The organism is Nocardia neocaledoniensis (genome assembly GCF_003182135.1).
GTDB classification, from domain to species: Bacteria; Actinomycetota; Actinomycetes; order Mycobacteriales; family Mycobacteriaceae; genus Nocardia; species Nocardia neocaledoniensis.
Window position 1 is genome coordinate 153,148 of sequence record NZ_QGTL01000001.1, and the last position, 14,252, is coordinate 167,399.

15 protein-coding genes are annotated in these 14,252 nt (G+C 71.0%); 5 read left to right on the plus strand and 10 right to left on the minus strand.

Annotated elements, in window-relative coordinates:
- Positions 1 to 6 precede the first annotated feature (6 nt).
- Entirely contained in the window at positions 7 to 1,086 is a 1,080-nt protein-coding gene (locus DFR69_RS00705; protein ID WP_110035443.1) for a tartrate dehydrogenase, read from the plus strand.
- 73 nt (positions 1,087 to 1,159) lie between these two features.
- Here DFR69_RS00705 and DFR69_RS00710 read toward each other — a convergent pair whose 3' ends face one another.
- Both DFR69_RS00710 and DFR69_RS00715 read right to left on the minus strand, forming a co-directional pair.
- Positions 1,160 to 2,386 carry an SPFH domain-containing protein gene (locus tag DFR69_RS00710; protein ID WP_110035444.1) on the minus strand — a complete coding sequence of 409 codons (1,227 nt, stop codon included), beginning with the start codon at positions 2,384 to 2,386 and terminating at the stop codon, positions 1,160 to 1,162.
- Between the two features lie 3 nt (positions 2,387 to 2,389).
- A complete protein-coding gene (locus tag DFR69_RS00715) occupies positions 2,390 to 2,821 on the minus strand; it encodes an NfeD family protein (RefSeq protein WP_110035445.1) in 432 nt (143 codons plus the stop codon).
- A gap of 167 nt (positions 2,822 to 2,988) precedes the next feature.
- Here DFR69_RS00715 and DFR69_RS00720 point away from each other — a divergent pair, with 167 nt between their 5' ends.
- Together DFR69_RS00720 and DFR69_RS00725 are read left to right on the plus strand one after the other, a co-directional pair.
- Complete coding sequence (locus DFR69_RS00720) at positions 2,989 to 3,813, plus strand: DUF3097 domain-containing protein (protein ID WP_110035446.1); 825 nt, start codon at positions 2,989 to 2,991, stop codon at positions 3,811 to 3,813.
- Between the two features lie 70 nt (positions 3,814 to 3,883).
- Positions 3,884 to 4,699 carry a hypothetical protein gene (locus DFR69_RS00725; protein ID WP_110035447.1) on the plus strand — a complete coding sequence of 272 codons (816 nt, stop codon included), beginning with the start codon at positions 3,884 to 3,886 and terminating at the stop codon, positions 4,697 to 4,699.
- Between the two features lie 2 nt (positions 4,700 to 4,701).
- On the opposite strand, the gene DFR69_RS00730 is transcribed toward DFR69_RS00725, so the two are convergent.
- From DFR69_RS00730 to moxR1, 8 genes are all read right to left on the minus strand, one after another.
- Positions 4,702 to 5,076, minus strand: coding sequence for a hypothetical protein (locus tag DFR69_RS00730; protein WP_146229175.1), 375 nt, complete (start codon positions 5,074 to 5,076; stop codon positions 4,702 to 4,704).
- Positions 5,077 to 5,137: 61 nt separating this feature from the next.
- A complete protein-coding gene (locus DFR69_RS00735; RefSeq protein ID WP_146229176.1) occupies positions 5,138 to 5,524 on the minus strand; it encodes a hypothetical protein in 387 nt (128 codons plus the stop codon).
- An 87-nt stretch (positions 5,525 to 5,611) separates the two neighbouring features.
- Complete coding sequence (locus DFR69_RS00740; RefSeq protein WP_110035450.1) at positions 5,612 to 6,661, minus strand: ferrochelatase; 1,050 nt, start codon at positions 6,659 to 6,661, stop codon at positions 5,612 to 5,614.
- On the minus strand, positions 6,661 to 7,494 hold the full coding sequence (gene inhA, locus DFR69_RS00745) for an NADH-dependent enoyl-ACP reductase InhA (protein ID WP_110035451.1): 834 nt from the start codon (positions 7,492 to 7,494) through the stop codon (positions 6,661 to 6,663). The genes DFR69_RS00740 and inhA overlap by 1 nt, the downstream gene beginning before the upstream one ends.
- A gap of 69 nt (positions 7,495 to 7,563) precedes the next feature.
- Positions 7,564 to 8,280, minus strand: coding sequence for a 3-oxoacyl-ACP reductase FabG1 (gene fabG1, locus DFR69_RS00750; RefSeq protein WP_110035452.1), 717 nt, complete (start codon positions 8,278 to 8,280; stop codon positions 7,564 to 7,566).
- Between the two features lie 83 nt (positions 8,281 to 8,363).
- A complete protein-coding gene (locus DFR69_RS00755) occupies positions 8,364 to 9,368 on the minus strand; it encodes a VWA domain-containing protein (RefSeq protein ID WP_110035453.1) in 1,005 nt (334 codons plus the stop codon).
- On the minus strand, positions 9,365 to 10,321 hold the full coding sequence (locus DFR69_RS00760) for a DUF58 domain-containing protein (protein ID WP_110035454.1): 957 nt from the start codon (positions 10,319 to 10,321) through the stop codon (positions 9,365 to 9,367). The genes DFR69_RS00755 and DFR69_RS00760 overlap by 4 nt, the downstream gene beginning before the upstream one ends.
- A 23-nt stretch (positions 10,322 to 10,344) precedes the next feature.
- A complete protein-coding gene (moxR1, locus tag DFR69_RS00765; protein ID WP_110035455.1) occupies positions 10,345 to 11,508 on the minus strand; it encodes a chaperone MoxR1 in 1,164 nt (387 codons plus the stop codon).
- Positions 11,509 to 11,939: 431 nt separating this feature from the next.
- Between moxR1 and DFR69_RS00770 the strand changes: the two genes are divergently transcribed.
- Both DFR69_RS00770 and DFR69_RS00775 read left to right on the plus strand, forming a co-directional pair.
- The gene (locus DFR69_RS00770) at positions 11,940 to 13,559 is read left to right on the plus strand and encodes a beta strand repeat-containing protein (RefSeq protein ID WP_146229177.1); all 1,620 of its coding nucleotides are present in this window, start codon (positions 11,940 to 11,942) and stop codon (positions 13,557 to 13,559) included.
- A complete protein-coding gene (locus tag DFR69_RS00775) occupies positions 13,556 to 14,242 on the plus strand; it encodes a class F sortase (protein ID WP_110035457.1) in 687 nt (228 codons plus the stop codon). Before DFR69_RS00770 ends, DFR69_RS00775 begins: the two co-directional genes overlap by 4 nt.
- The last annotated feature ends 10 nt before the right edge of the window (positions 14,243 to 14,252 follow it).

The window sequence follows — 14,252 nt, forward strand, 5'->3', positions numbered from 1 at the left end:
ACAGGCGTGGGCAACTACCGGATCGCGACCATTCCGGGCGACGGGATCGGCGTGGACGTGACCGCCGAGGCGGTGAAGGTGATCGACCGGGTCCTGCCCGGCGTCGCCTGGACCACCTTCGACTGGTCGTGCGAGAACTACCTGCGCACCGGCGCCATGATGCCCGCCGACGGAGTGGAACGGCTGGCCGGTTTCGACGCGATCTTCCTCGGCGCCGTCGGCTTTCCCGGTGTGCCCGACCATGTTTCGCTGTGGGGCCTGCTGATCCCGCTGCGCCGCGCCTTCGGTCAGTACGTCAACCTGCGGCCGGTGCGGCTGCTGCCCGGCACCGAGTCGGCGCTGCGCGACCGCACCGCCGCCGACCTGGATCTGCTCATCGTGCGCGAGAACTCCGAGGGCGAGTACTCCGAGATCGGCGGCATCCACAATCCGGGCAGGCCGGACGAATTCGTGCTGCAGGAATCGGTGTTCACCCGCACCGGCTGCGAACGCATCATCCGCTACGCGTTCGAGCGGGCGGCCGAACGCTCGGGCCTGCTCTGCTCGGCCACCAAGTCCAATGGGCTGATCCACTCGATGCCCTACTGGGACAGCGTCTTCGAGCGGATCGCCGCGGAGTACCCGGCCGTGCGGACCCGCCAGATGCACGTCGACGCGCTCGCCGCCGAGATCGTGCTGCACCCCGACCGCCTCGATGTGATCGTGGGCTCGAACCTGTTCGGCGACATCCTGTCCGACCTCGCCGCCGCCGTCACCGGCGGTCTCGGCCTGGCGCCCTCGGGCAACATCAATCCCGCGCGCGACGCGCCGTCGATGTTCGAGGCCGTGCACGGCAGTGCGCCCGACATCGCCGGGCTCGGGATCGCCGATCCCGTGGCGCAGATCCTCGCCGGCGCCATGATGCTGGAGCACCTGGGCGAGCACGCGGCGGCGGCCGCGATCGACCGGGCCGTCTGTGATGTCCTCGCCGACGGAGCGGTCCGCACGCCGGATCTGGGCGGGAGCGCGACGACCGCCGAGCTGGGCACCGCCGTCGCCGACCGCGCCGCCGAACTCAGCAGCGACAGCGCGACGGCGCGGACCTGACGGCTCCGCACGCGCGTCGGCCGCGCTCCCGGATCCGGGGGCGCGGCCGACGTCTACTCGCTCCGTGTGCCGATCAGCCGTGCTGCGGCGGCTGCCAGGGACGGCCGTACGGGTCGTCCGGACGCTCGGGCTCCGGCGCGACCGGCGGCGGGGTCGGCAGCGAGGGCGGCACGGCCGGGGGCGCCTTCGGCCGGGGCGGTTCGAAGCCCTCGACCGGGGTGCGGGCGGTCGCTTCCGCCGCGCGCACGGCCTGCTCGATCTTCGGGTCCGAGGCCGTCTCGAACCAGTCGGCGACATCGGAGTCGTCCTCGATCTTCACCGGCTGCTCCGGCTCGGGCGATGGCTCGTAGCGGAACACGCCGTCCTCGCCCTTGGTGGCGAAGTTCTGCGCGAAACCCTCGAGGGCCTTGCCGAAGTCGCTGGGCACCAGCCACACCTTGTTGGCGTCGCCGCGCGCCACCATCGGCAGCGTCTGCATGTATTGGTAGGCAAGCAGTTCCGGTGTCGGCTTGCCGTTCTTGATGGCGGCGAACACCTTCTCGATCGCCTTCGCCTGACCCTGCGCCTGCAGGTAGGACGCGGCGCGCTCACCCTGGGCGCGCAGGATGCGGCTCTGCCGCTCACCCTCGGCCGACAGGATCGCCGACTGCTTGGCGCCCTCGGCGGACAGGATCTGCGCCTGCTTGGCGCCCTCGGCCGTCTTGATCTGCGATTCGCGGGTGCCCTCGGCGGTGAGGATCATCGCGCGCTTCTCGCGGTCGGCCTTCATCTGCTTCTCCATCGACTCCTGGATCGACGGCGGCGGATCGATGGACTTGAGCTCCACCCGGGCCACACGTAGACCCCAGCGGCCGGTCGCCTCGTCGAGGACGCCGCGCAGCTGGTTGTTGATCTGATCGCGCGAGGTCAGCGTCTCTTCCAGGGTCATGCCGCCGACGACGTTGCGCAGCGTGGTGACGGTGAGCTGCTCGACCGCGGCGATGTAGTTGCTGATCTCGTAGACCGCGGCCTGCGGGCTCGTGACCTGGAAATACACCACCGAGTCGATCTGCAGGGTGAGGTTGTCCTGGGTGATCACCGGCTGCGGCGGGAAGGACACGACCCGCTCACGCAGGTCGACCTTCGCCCGCACCCGGTCGGCGAACGGGACGAGGAAGGTGAGCTGACCGGACACGGTGCGCGAATAGCGCCCGAGCCGCTCGATCACCGCCGCCTCGGCCTGCGGAACGAGAGCGATCGATTTGAACACCACCACCACGACCAACAGGACGAGGACGGCGGCCACGATCAAGGCAACCATGTTCTAGGGACCCTTCCAGACGACGGCGGTCGCGCCGTCGATCTTCATCACATAGACGGTCAGGCCGGCGTCGTACACCTCATCCGGGTCCAGCGGGCGCGCGGTCCACACCTCGCCACCGAGCTTGATCTGACCCGAATGCGCGGCGACCTGTTCGAGCACGAGCGCCGACTTCCCCGGCAGCGCATCGACATTGGTCGGAATCGGCGGCGGCGTGCCGAACTTGCGGCGCAGCACCGGCCGCACCCCGAGGAACAGCACGCCGGCGACGCCGCCGAAGACCAGCGCGTCGCCCCACAGCGGCAGATCGGCGGCGGCGGTGACGCCCGCGGTGCCGAGGGCGGCGGCACCGAGCATGAGCAGCGTCAGATCCCCGGTGAGCATTTCCGCCGCCGCGAGGACGATGCCCGCGATCAGCCAGATTATTGCGGCCACGAGGTCCAGCCTAGCCGTGATCGGCCCGTGGCGGGCGGTCTCGCGGCACCCGGCGAACCGGGCGCGCGCAGCGGGCACGACCCCAACTACGCACCCGCCCAACGCAGGACCCGATCGCCGCGGCGTCGGTCCACCGGGTGACGGTCCGGTCGCGGTACGTTCGTGAGGTGAGTGCACGTGGCGGGTACGGCGACATCTTTTCCGGGCATCAGCGGACCAAGAAGACTCCGGTGCCGAAGGTCAGCGCCGAGCGGGACCTGGTGGTGGAGGACGCGGCGAGCGGATTCTGCGGTGCCGTAGTCGGTTTCGACCGCAGCTACGACGGCGAGTTCGTGAAACTCGAGGACGCCCGCGGCGCGGTCCGGCTGTTCGCGCTGCGCGAGGCGGCCTTCCTCATCGACGGGAAACCGGTGACCCTGGTGCGGCCGACCGCGGCCCCGCCCAAGCAGACTTCTCGGTCCGCGTCGGGCTCGACCCGAGTCGAAGGTCTGCGCGCCCGGGTGGCCCGGACCAGCCGGATCTGGGTGGAGGGCGTGCACGACGCGGCCCTCGTCGAGCGGGTGTGGGGCCATGATCTGCGGGTCGAGGGCGTCGTCGTCGAGCATCTCGAGGGCCTCGACAATCTCGGCGCCCGCCTCACCGAGTTCGGCCCCGGCCCCGGCGCCAGGGTCGGGGTGCTGGTCGACCATCTGGTGACCGGGTCCAAGGAGACCCAGCTGACCACCGGCCTGGGCCCGCACGTGCTGGTCACCGGCCATCCGTTCATCGACGTGTGGCAGGCGGTACGTCCTGCCGCGGTGGGCATCGAGGCCTGGCCGACGGTGCCGCGCGGCGAGGACTGGAAGACCGGGATCTGCGCGCGCCTGGGCTGGGGAACACCGCAGCAGGGCTGGCGCCGGGTGTACGACGCGGTCGACTCGTTCCGGGATCTCGAGGCGCCGCTCATCGGCGCCGTCGAGCGGCTCATCGACTTCGTCACCGAACCCGACTAGACCACCCGCAGGTCAGACAGGCCCTCATCGTCCGTACGCGAATCCGGGCGAACCTTTATGCTCGATGATTATGTGCTCTCCCAGTGCGACGTTGACGCTGTGGGCCGGCTCGTGGCTGGCCGGGACCAGCGCGCCCGATGACGTGCTGGAGGCGCTGCACACGTGGGCCGCGCGTCACACCCTCGCCGCGGGCGACCCGGTCACCGGCGGCCGCAGCGACCTGCCGTGGACCTCGCGCGGCGAGGCCGCAGGCACCGGAGTGATGCCGCTGCTCAAGGTGATCCGCGAGGCGATGGCGCCGCCCGGCGCGCAGTTGCGCCTGGTGCTGCCCGCGCCGGGCGATGTGCGCGGGCTCCCGATCGGTACCGCCTTCGCGGCCGACGCGGTCGACGCCGAGGAAGGGCTGCTCCTCGGCGTTCCTGGCGAGCAGGGCACCGGCCTGATCCCGCACTGGACCGACGACGAGGTCCTGCAGTGGACCGTGTACAGCGTCGACATCCCGCGGGTCGTCGGCCCGGACATGTCCCTCGGCGAGGCCGAGTACACGATGCGCGAATCCGTCCGCGACGCCGCCGACGCGCTCATGCGCCTGCACACCACCTCGGTCGGCGCCTCCGACGCCGACCCCCGCGAACAGATCGAAGCGCAGCTGGCCGCCTACTCCCGGCACGCCTACCCCGATTCGATCCCGTTGCGCGCCAAGCGCATTCTCGACACGGCCGACCACGTGGCGGCCATTCTCACCGTCGCCCAGCACGAACCGGCCTCGGCGCCGACCTCGGCCTCGGCGATCGGCGCGCACGAGTCGCTGCTGCGCCCATTGTGGAACACCATTCGCGAGGCCAGGCTGGCGGCGGTGCACGCCGCCGCGGGTCCGCCCCGCTGATCTCAGCGGAGACTCGGGCCGGGACTTCCCGGTGCCGTGGTCGGCGCCGACGCTGGGCGCGACGGTGCCCGGCCCGGGACATGCGCGGCGGCATTCCCGTGCTCCGGTTGAAACTGCTGTGGCACACGCTGTCTCAGCGCCTCGTACTGGGCGGCGGACTGCCGCGAGGTGTAGCGGTACACGACGATCGCCACCACCACGACCGCCACCGCGACCACCGCGATGACGGCGACCATCACCCATGTCGGCAGCGCACTTCCATCACCGCGACCGCCGCGACCACGCCCGCCACGGCGCGCCAGCACGTCGACGCTCACCGCCGTGAGCCGGTCGACGGCGCCGAACCGGATCAACCCACCCCTCACGAGATCCCCCACTTCCACGAAAGTCTGCGTGCCGATGCTAGCGCGACGGTCGCCGGAAGTGGCAAGTGCCGGTTCAGATTCCGCCGATGGCGGTCTTCATGTCGGGTTGGTCGAGGACCTGCAGCGTGTCGGTGCGCACGTCGGGGCAGGTCTGGCTGGTGACCGTGTCGACGATGTGCCGGTCGTAGGAGATGGCGGCATTGGCCGCGGTGTTCTGTTCGGTCCACAGCTTCATGACGCCGGTGAACGCCACCTCGGCCACCTGCGGGCCGAGCGCCTTCCAGGTGCCCTGCTGGGCGTCGAGGATCTCGCACAGTTCGTCGACCATGGCCGGGGTGATGGGTGGTTGGGTGGGCGCGGCGCCGGTCTCGTAGCCCGAGTCACCGCCACAGCCGCTGAGACCCAGCGTGGCGGTAGCCACGACCAGCAGGGATACCGCCCGTCGCCTTGTCGAACGCATCGGAAGTCCTCCGATCTGTCGAGCACAACTGGCGAAAAGCCTACCCTCCACACCCCGCCGAACAGGGGAATGGTTATCCGGTTGTGTTCACGAGCGCACGGGGCGCGGCGGCTGCTCGCAGCAGCCCGGCGCGCACAGGGCACCGTCGACGGTGCAGCCGTAGCCAGGGACGGTGCCGAGTTCGCGCACGTCTCCCCCGGCGACGCGCTCGGAGATCAGCTCCACGACCATGCGCGCGAAGCGCGGGTCGGTGCCCGGTGTCGCCGCACGGGCGAAGGCCATGCCGAGTTCGGCGGCGCGATCGGCGGCCTCGTTGTCGAGGTCCCAGATCACCTCGAGGTGGTCGGAGACGAAGCCGACCGGGCACACGACGACGGCGTCGATTCCCTTTCCGTGCAACACGTCCAGATGATCGACGATGTCGGGCTCCAGCCACGGCACCTGCGGCGGGCCGGAGCGGGACTGCCAGACCACGTCGTAGTCGGTGAAACCGGCTGCGGCGGCGCACAATCGGGCAGCCTCGGTGACCTGCCTGCTGTAGAGCCGCCCACCGTCGGCGGGTGGCCCGGCGGCGATGTCGGCCGAGACCGGAATGGAGTGCGCGGTGAACACCAGGCGCGCGCCCGCACGGCGGTCGGCGGGCAGCGTGGCCGTCGCGGCGGTGATCGCGTCGGCGAACGACCCGATCAGCAGCGGATGATCGAAGTACTGGCGCAACTTCACCAGCTCGGGCGCGCCCTCCCCGACGGCGGCGCGGGCGCGGGCGATGTCCTCGTCGTACTGGCGACAGCCCGAGTACCCGCCCCAGGCCGAGGTCGGGAAGACCAGGGCCGAGCGCACGCCGTCGGCGGTCATCGTGGCGACGGTGTCCTCCACCATCGGATGCCAGTTCCGGTTGCCGAAGTAGACGGGCAGGTCTAGCCCGGCCGCGTCGAGTTCGGCCTCCACCGCGGCGATGATCTGCCGGTTCAGCGCGTTGATCGGCGAGACGCCACCGAAGTGCAGGTAGTGCTGGGCGACCTCGTCGAGCCGGGCGCGCGGGATCCCGCGGCCCCGAGTGACGTTCTCCAGAAACGGGATCACGTCCTCGGGGCCCTCGGGACCGCCGAAGGACAGCAGCAGCAGGCCGTCGACCATCAGTTGGTGAAGTTCTCCGGGAACCACATGTTGTGGCTCGCGCCGCCGTCGACGTAGATGATCGAGCCGGTCGTGGCGGGCAGCCAGTCCGAGAGCAGCGCCACGATGGACTTGCCCACGGCACGCGCGTCGGCGCCGTCCCAGCCGATCGGCGACGCGCCGTCCCAGTACTCGTCGAGCTGGCGCAGCTGCTTGGCGTCGTCGGTGGCGGTGCCCGCGATGGCCTTGGCGGCGAGAGTCTTCACCGGACCCGCGGCGATCAGGTTGGAGCGGATCTTCTTGGCGTAGCCCACTTCCCGGGCCACGTACCGGTTCACCGACTCCAGCGCGGCCTTGGACACGCCCATCCAGTTGTAGTACGGCATCGCGACGCGCGGATCGAAGTCCATGCCGACCAGCGAGCCGCCCTCGTTCATCACCGGCAGCACGGCCCGGGCCAGCGAGGCGTAGCTCCACGCGGAGATCTCGAAGGACTTGGCCACATCGGGTCCGGGTCCTTCCAGGAACGGCACCGCGTCCGGACCCATCAGGGTCTTGGGCGCGAACGCGATCGAGTGCAGCACGCCGTCGATGCCCTCGGGGGCCAGCTCGCGCAGGGCGTCGGCCAGCGCGCCCAGGTTCTCCTCGTTGGTGACGTCCAGCGGGATCGCCGGGGGCACCTCCTGCGGGAGGCGCTTGGCGATGCGGTCGATCAGCCGCAGCCGCTCGGGGATGCCGGTGATGATCACCTTCGCGCCCTGCTCCTGCGCGACCGCCGCCGCGCTGAACGCGATCGAGGAATCGGTGATGATGCCGGTGATCAGGATGGTCTTGCCTTCGAGCAGTCCGCCCATGGGTTTTCGGTTCTCCTGCGTTCGTGGACGCGGCGACCGGTTCGGCGCCGCGGGAAGTCGGTCAGCGGGTCAGTGGCCCATGCCCATGCCGCCGTCGACCGGGATGACGGCGCCGGAGACGTAGCGGGAGTCCTCGGAAGCGAGGAAACTGACCACGGCGGCGACCTCCTCGGGCTGGCCGACGCGCCGCAGCGGAATGTACTTCTCGACCATGTCCTTCATGTCTTCGGGCAGGTCGGCGGTCATGTCGGTCTCGATGAAGCCGGGCGCGACCACGTTGGCGGTGATGTTGCGCGAACCGAGCTCACGGGTGACCGAACGGGCCAGGCCGATGACACCGGCCTTGGACGAGGCGTAGTTGATCTGCCCCGCCTGGCCCATCATGCCCACGACCGAGCCGAGGAAGACCATGCGGCCCCACTTCGCGCGGAGCATGGCCCGGTTGGCCCGCTTGGCACAGCGGAACGCACCGGTGAGGTTCGCGTCGACGACCTTCTCGAACTGCTCCTCGGTCATCCGCATCAGCAGGGTGTCGTCGGTGATGCCCGCGTTGGCGACCAGCACCTCGACCGGACCCTGGTGCTCCTCGACCTCGGTGAACGCCCGGTCGACCGACTCGCTGTCGGTGACATCGCATTTCACACCGAACAGGCCCTCGGGCACCCCCGATCCACGGTGGGTGACGGCGACCTTGTGGCCGTCGGCGAGCAGGCGCTGAGCCACCGCGAGACCGATACCGCGGTTACCGCCGGTCACCAGGACCGAGCGGGATGTGACGTTCGACATAGGGTCCAACCTATCTGTTCCGGTTCGTGTGCCCCGCGTCAGGGTCGCGCCGTTGCGACTACTCACAACGCGGGGCTGCAGTGCTAGGGCAGGCGTTGACGATAGACCAAACTCACCACGACACCGGCGGTGACGAACAGCATGCCGAACAGCAGCCACGGCCTGCTCGCGTCGCCCCTGGTGGTCTCGTAGCCGATCTGTTCCTCGAGCGTGTCGTAGACGGCGCGCAGTTCGGCCAGCGACGACGCGGTGTAGAACTCACCGCCGGACAGTTTCGCGATCTCCTGCAGCGAGGCGTTGTCGACGGGCACCTTGACCCGCTGCGACCCCTTGCCGTCGGAATCCGGGATCTCCACGGTGCCCCATTCGGTGCCGAAGGAGATCGTGGAGACCGGGATGTTCTTGTTCTTCGCCAGCCGCGCCGCGGTGAAGGCGTGGCGCGGATTGTCGACGTCCTTGTCGTCGGGCACGGTCTGCTTGCCGTCCGACATCAGCACCACCCGCGCCGGCGGCGGGGTCTCGGCGCCGCCGAGCACGGCGGCCAGGGTGTCGATCGACTGCAGCGCGGTCAGGATGCCCTCGCCGGTGGCAGTGCGCTCGGCCAGCTTGATGTTGTCGATCGAGTGCTTGACCGCCTCGCGGTTCGTCGTCGGCGAGACCATCACCGAGGCGGTACCGGCGAACGTGACGAAACCGAGGTTGATGCCAGGGGTCAGGCCGTCGACGAACTCCTTGCCCGCGCGCTGGGCGACCTGCAGGCGGTTGGGCTCGACGTCGGTGGCCTCCATCGACAGCGACACGTCCATCACCAGCACGACGGTCGCGCGGTTGCGCGGCACCTTCTGCACGGCGGTGGGCCCGGCGGCGGCGATGGTGAGCAGCACCAGACCGGCCAGGATGAGCGCGATCGGCGCGTGCCGCATCGGGCTCGGCCGCGACGGGGCGACCTTCTCCAGCACGGTCATGTTGCCGAACTGCAGCATCCGCCGGTGCCTGGCGCGCTGCACCAGCACATAGCCGAGGACCAGCAGGGCGACGACGGCGAGGAACCCGAGCCAGACGACGGCCGTGAAATGCGAAATACTCACTGGCGAGGCACCCGCCCGCTCGGGGCGCCGAGGCTGTGGCGCCGGGTGGACACGAACCGGACCACGTCGGCGATCCAATCCCGGTCGGTCCGCAGGGAGAGCACCGGCGCGCCACAGCTGCGCAGCGCCTGCTGCACCTGCTCGCGCTGGGCTGCCGCCGCGGCCGCGAAATCGGCGCGCAACGTGGGGGTGACGCTGAATTCCCTGGTGTGCCCCGACTCGGGATCGTGCAGCACCACGTCACCGCCGTCGGGCAGGGCGACATCGAGCGGATCGAGCACCTCGACAGCGAGCAGATCGTGGCGCGCGGAGATCGCGCGCAGCGAGCGCTGCCAGTCGACGTCACCGAGGAAGTCGCTGATCACCACGGCGAGCCCGCGTTTGCGCTGGGGCCTGCGCAGCGACTCGATGCCGGCCTTGAGATCACCGCGCACGCCGTCGCGGGCGTGCGGGGTGGTCGCGATGCCGCGCAGCATCGTCTGCGCGTGCAGCCTGCCGCTGCGCGCCGGGATCCGCACCAGGTCCTGGCCGGTGGCAACGACGGCGCCGATGCGGTTGCCGCCGCCGGAGGTGAGGTGGGTGATCGCCGCGGCGGCCGCGATCGCCAGATCGCGCTTCTGCACCCGGCCGGTGCCGAAATCCAGACTCGACGACAGGTCGACCACGAGCCAGGTCTCGAGCTCACGGTCGGCGATCATCTGCCGCACGTGCGGATGGGTGGTGCGGGCGGTGACCGACCAATCCATCTGCCGCACATCGTCACCCGGCTGATACAGCCGCGCCTCGCCCGGCTCCGAACCCGGTCCCGGGATGAGTCCCTGATGGTCGCCGTGCAGCACACCGTCGAGCCGCCGCCGCACCGTCAGTTCGAGGGTCTTCAGCGCGGCGGCCAGCTTCGGGTCGGTCAGTTCCCCGGCACGGAACGACGGCGGCGCGTGGGACGAGGTGGGCACGCGGACAACGGGTTCCGGCGCACTCACTGGGGCGCGACGTGGCCGGCGGGCTGGGACTGCTGCCCGTTCGCCGGCTGCGGCACGGGCTGTTGCTGGGGCGGCTGGGGCACGGCGGGCTGCTGCGGGGCGGCCTGGCCGCCGACGGCCTGCGGCGCGACCTGCGGCAGACCGACGGTCTGCAGGACCCGCTTGATGACCTCTTCGGGGGTCACCTCGTCGGCGAGCGCGTCGTAGGACAGCACCAGACGGTGACGCAGCACATCCGGGATCACCTCGACGACGTCCTGCGGGACCACGTAGTCGCGGCCGCGGATCAGCGCCACCGAGCGCGCCGCGGCGATGATGCCGAGGCTGGCGCGCGGCGAGGCGCCGTAGGAGATCCAGTTGGCGACGTCGTTCATGCCGAACTCGGCGGGGGTGCGGGTCGCGGTGATGACACGGACGACATAGTCGACGAGCGCGTGGTGCACGAAGACGTTCGCGGCCAGCTTCTGCAGGCGGATGATGTCCTCGGGGGCGAGGATCTGCTTGGGCTCCGGCGGGGTCACGCCCATCCGGTAGATGATCTCGCGCTCCTCCTCGACCGAGGGGTAGTCGACGACGACCTTGAACAGGAAGCGGTCGCGCTGCGCCTCGGGCAGCGGGTACACACCCTCGCTCTCGATCGGGTTCTGGGTCGCCATGACCAGGAACGGATCGGGCATCGGGTAGGTCTTGCCGCCGATCGACAGCTTCCGCTCGGCCATCACCTCGAGCAGCGCCGACTGCACCTTGGCGGGCGCGCGGTTGATCTCGTCCGCGAGGACGAAGTTGGCGACGACCGGGCCGAGCTCGGTGTCGAACTCCTCGCGGCCCTGGCGGTAGATGCGGGTACCGATGAGGTCGGTGGGCACCAGGTCGGGGGTGAACTGCACCCGGGAGAACGAGCCGCCGACCACCTTGGCGAAGGTCTCCACCGCGAGGGTCTTCGCCACACCGGGCACACCCTCGAGCAGCACGTGACCCCGTGCCAGCACGCCGACGAGCAACCGCTCGACCAGTCGATCCTGACCGACGATGACCCGTTTGACCTCGTAGATCGCCTTCTCGAGAGTCTGGACGTCACGCTCCAGGGTGCTCGGCGCGGCCGTACCGGCGTCCTTCGCCAGCTTCGGCCCGCTCACACCTTCCGTCGAAGTCACCAACATCCCCGCTTTCGCTTTGGTCCTGTGCGTGCGGCACCAACTATTCCAGGTAACAGCCCGGCGCGCCGCAACCGGCCAGGAGTGGACGCGAATTCGTCGTATCACCCGGCCCCGGTTGCCCGTCACCCTACGCATGTCGAACGCCGACCGCACCGTGCGACGCGGGGTGCGTTCCCTGCGCCGCAAACCACTCAGCAACCTATGGGCAACATGATCCGCGTCATGATGGCTAGCCAGGGTAACGATTGGGAATCGACCGGACGCCGAGGCCGAGGTCAGCGCAGGACAGGGCGCGTCAGTGTCATTGGACACACAGCTCAGGGGGTATTTATCCACACGGCTGAGCGGTTCCATGGCTTATCTCCGGATGCCGGTCCAGTTCAGCGCCGCACTCCCGGCTCGTCGGAGGTTTCCCGTCGAAAAAGGTGATCTCCATGCGGTTCTCTCCCCCTCTCCGGTTGTCCCGCGGTTTGCTGGCCGTCGCCACCGTCGCCGCCCTCGGCCTCGCCGTCGCTCCCCTCGCGAACGCGCAACCCTTGGTATTGCCCGACATCGGCTCGATCGGCATCGACACCGGCTCGGCGGGCCTCGGGTCCGCCGCGCCCGGCGGCGCCGACCCCGGTGGCTCCGTTGGCACCGAACTCGGCCTCGGCACAGGCAGTTCCGGAGCCGGATCCGCCGCGACCGGCAGTGCCGACCCCGGTGGCTCCGTGGGCACCGAACTCGGCCTCGGCACAGGCAGTACCGGAGCCGAGACGGCGACCGGCAGCGCATCGGGACTCGGCAGCGGATCGGCCGCTGCAGGGTCTGCGGCACTCGGTGCCGGAACCATGCTCGGGTCAGGCAGCTCGGGCGCCCTCACCACCGGCAGCACGGAAGCACTCGGCGCCGGTAGCGGGTCGGCCGCCGCCGGCTCGTCGGCACTCGATGCCGGAACCGCGCTCGCGTCAGGCAGTTCGGGCGGGCTCGCCACCGGCAGCACCGAGACCCTCGGAACCGGCAGCGCCCTCGCCACCGGCCTGCTCGGATCGAGCGGGTCCGCGACCGGCAGCGCCACCGGGCTCGGCGCACTCACCGCACTCCTGGACACCGGAAGCGCGCTCAGCAGCGGCGCCGCACTCGGCTCGGGCGCCCTTCTCAGCCCCGGGAGCGCCGGCGCGCTCGGTACCGGGAGCGCGGGCGCACTCGCGACAGGCAGCGCCGGCGGACTGGGCAGCAGCCTGGCAACCCTCGCGCTGCTCCTCGGCACAGGGAGCGCGGCGGCGGGCGGCCCGGCGCTGGGCAGCGCAGCCACCGGCAGCGCGGCGACAGGCGGCGCAGCCACCGGCAGCGCGGCGACAGGCGGCCCGGCGCTGGGCAGCGCAACCACCGGCAGCGCGGCACTCGGCAGCGCAGCCACCGGCAGCGCGGCGACAGGCGGCCCGGCGCTGGGCAGCGCAACCACCGGCAGCGCGGCACTCGGCAGCGCAACCACCGGCAGCGCGGCACTCGGCAGCGCAACCACCGGCAGCGCGGCACTCGGCAGCGCAACCACCGGCAGCGCGGCACTCGGCAGCGCCGGAGTTGGCAGCGCAGCCGTAGGAAGCGCCGGAGTTGGCAGCGCAGCCGTAGGAAGTGCCGGAGTCGGCAGCGCGGCGGTCGGGAGCGCCGCGGCGGGTAGTGCGGCGCTCGGCGGTGCGGCGTTGGGGGCCGGTTCGTCGCAGGGTCTCTCGACGCCCGCGCCGGGGACCTCGGACAGGCCGGGCGAGCACACCGCTCCGGGGAATTCGCCGGCGCCGGGCGAGCAGGCGACACCCCGAGGCAGTGCCGGCGGCTCCGTGCCGACCGGCGGGCGCGATGACGCGACGGCGGGTATCACGCCGGAGCACAGCCGGGCGGCGACCGATCGCGCCGGAAGTTCGTACGGGACTCCGTCGGGTGCGCCCGAGACCGGCGCCGGTGGGCGATTCACCGACAACCGACTGATGCTGGCGGGGTTCGGCGTGCTGGCACTGCTCGGCGCCGCGGTCACGCTGACGCGGGACCGGCGCGCGGGACGGCGCCATCGGGCATGAACGAGCCGATCGGCACGGCGGAGCCGCGAGCGCGAACGGCCCGGACGCTCGGCGCGGCGAAGCGGCGAGCGCCCAGGGCGCGCATGGTGCGCGGCGTCGTCGCGACGGCCATGGCCGGGGTGGCGGTGGTGCTGTTCACCGCCGCCACCCGTGGCCCGCACCAGGCCGACCCGCCGCCCGCGCACACCGACACGGTGCTGCCGGGCGGTGTCGTGGCGGCCGCACCGTTGGACCGTTCAGCGCCGGTGCGGCTGGAGATTCCGCGGATCGGACTCGACACCAGCCCGGGGTGCAGCGGCACAACCGCGAGCGGATCACTCGCCGCGCCAGACGATTTCGCGCGCGCGACGTGGTTCGAGCCGGGCGCGAGCCCCGGGGAGGCAGGCCCGGCGGTGATTCTCGGACACGTCGATTCGACCAGCGGGCCCGCCGTGTTCTTCCGGCTCGGTGAACTCTCGGCCGGCGACGAGGTCCGGGTGACCAGGGCCGACGGCCGCACCGCGCACTTCGTGGTCGACCGCACCGAATCGGTCGACAAGACACAGTTCCCCACCGATCGGGTGTTCGCCGACGACGGCACCGCCCGTCTGCGCCTCATCACCTGCGGCGGCACCTTCGACCCGGCCCACGGCCGCTACCTGGCCAATGTCATCGTCTACGCGACCTCGGTCGCCGTGACCTGACCGGCGCCGG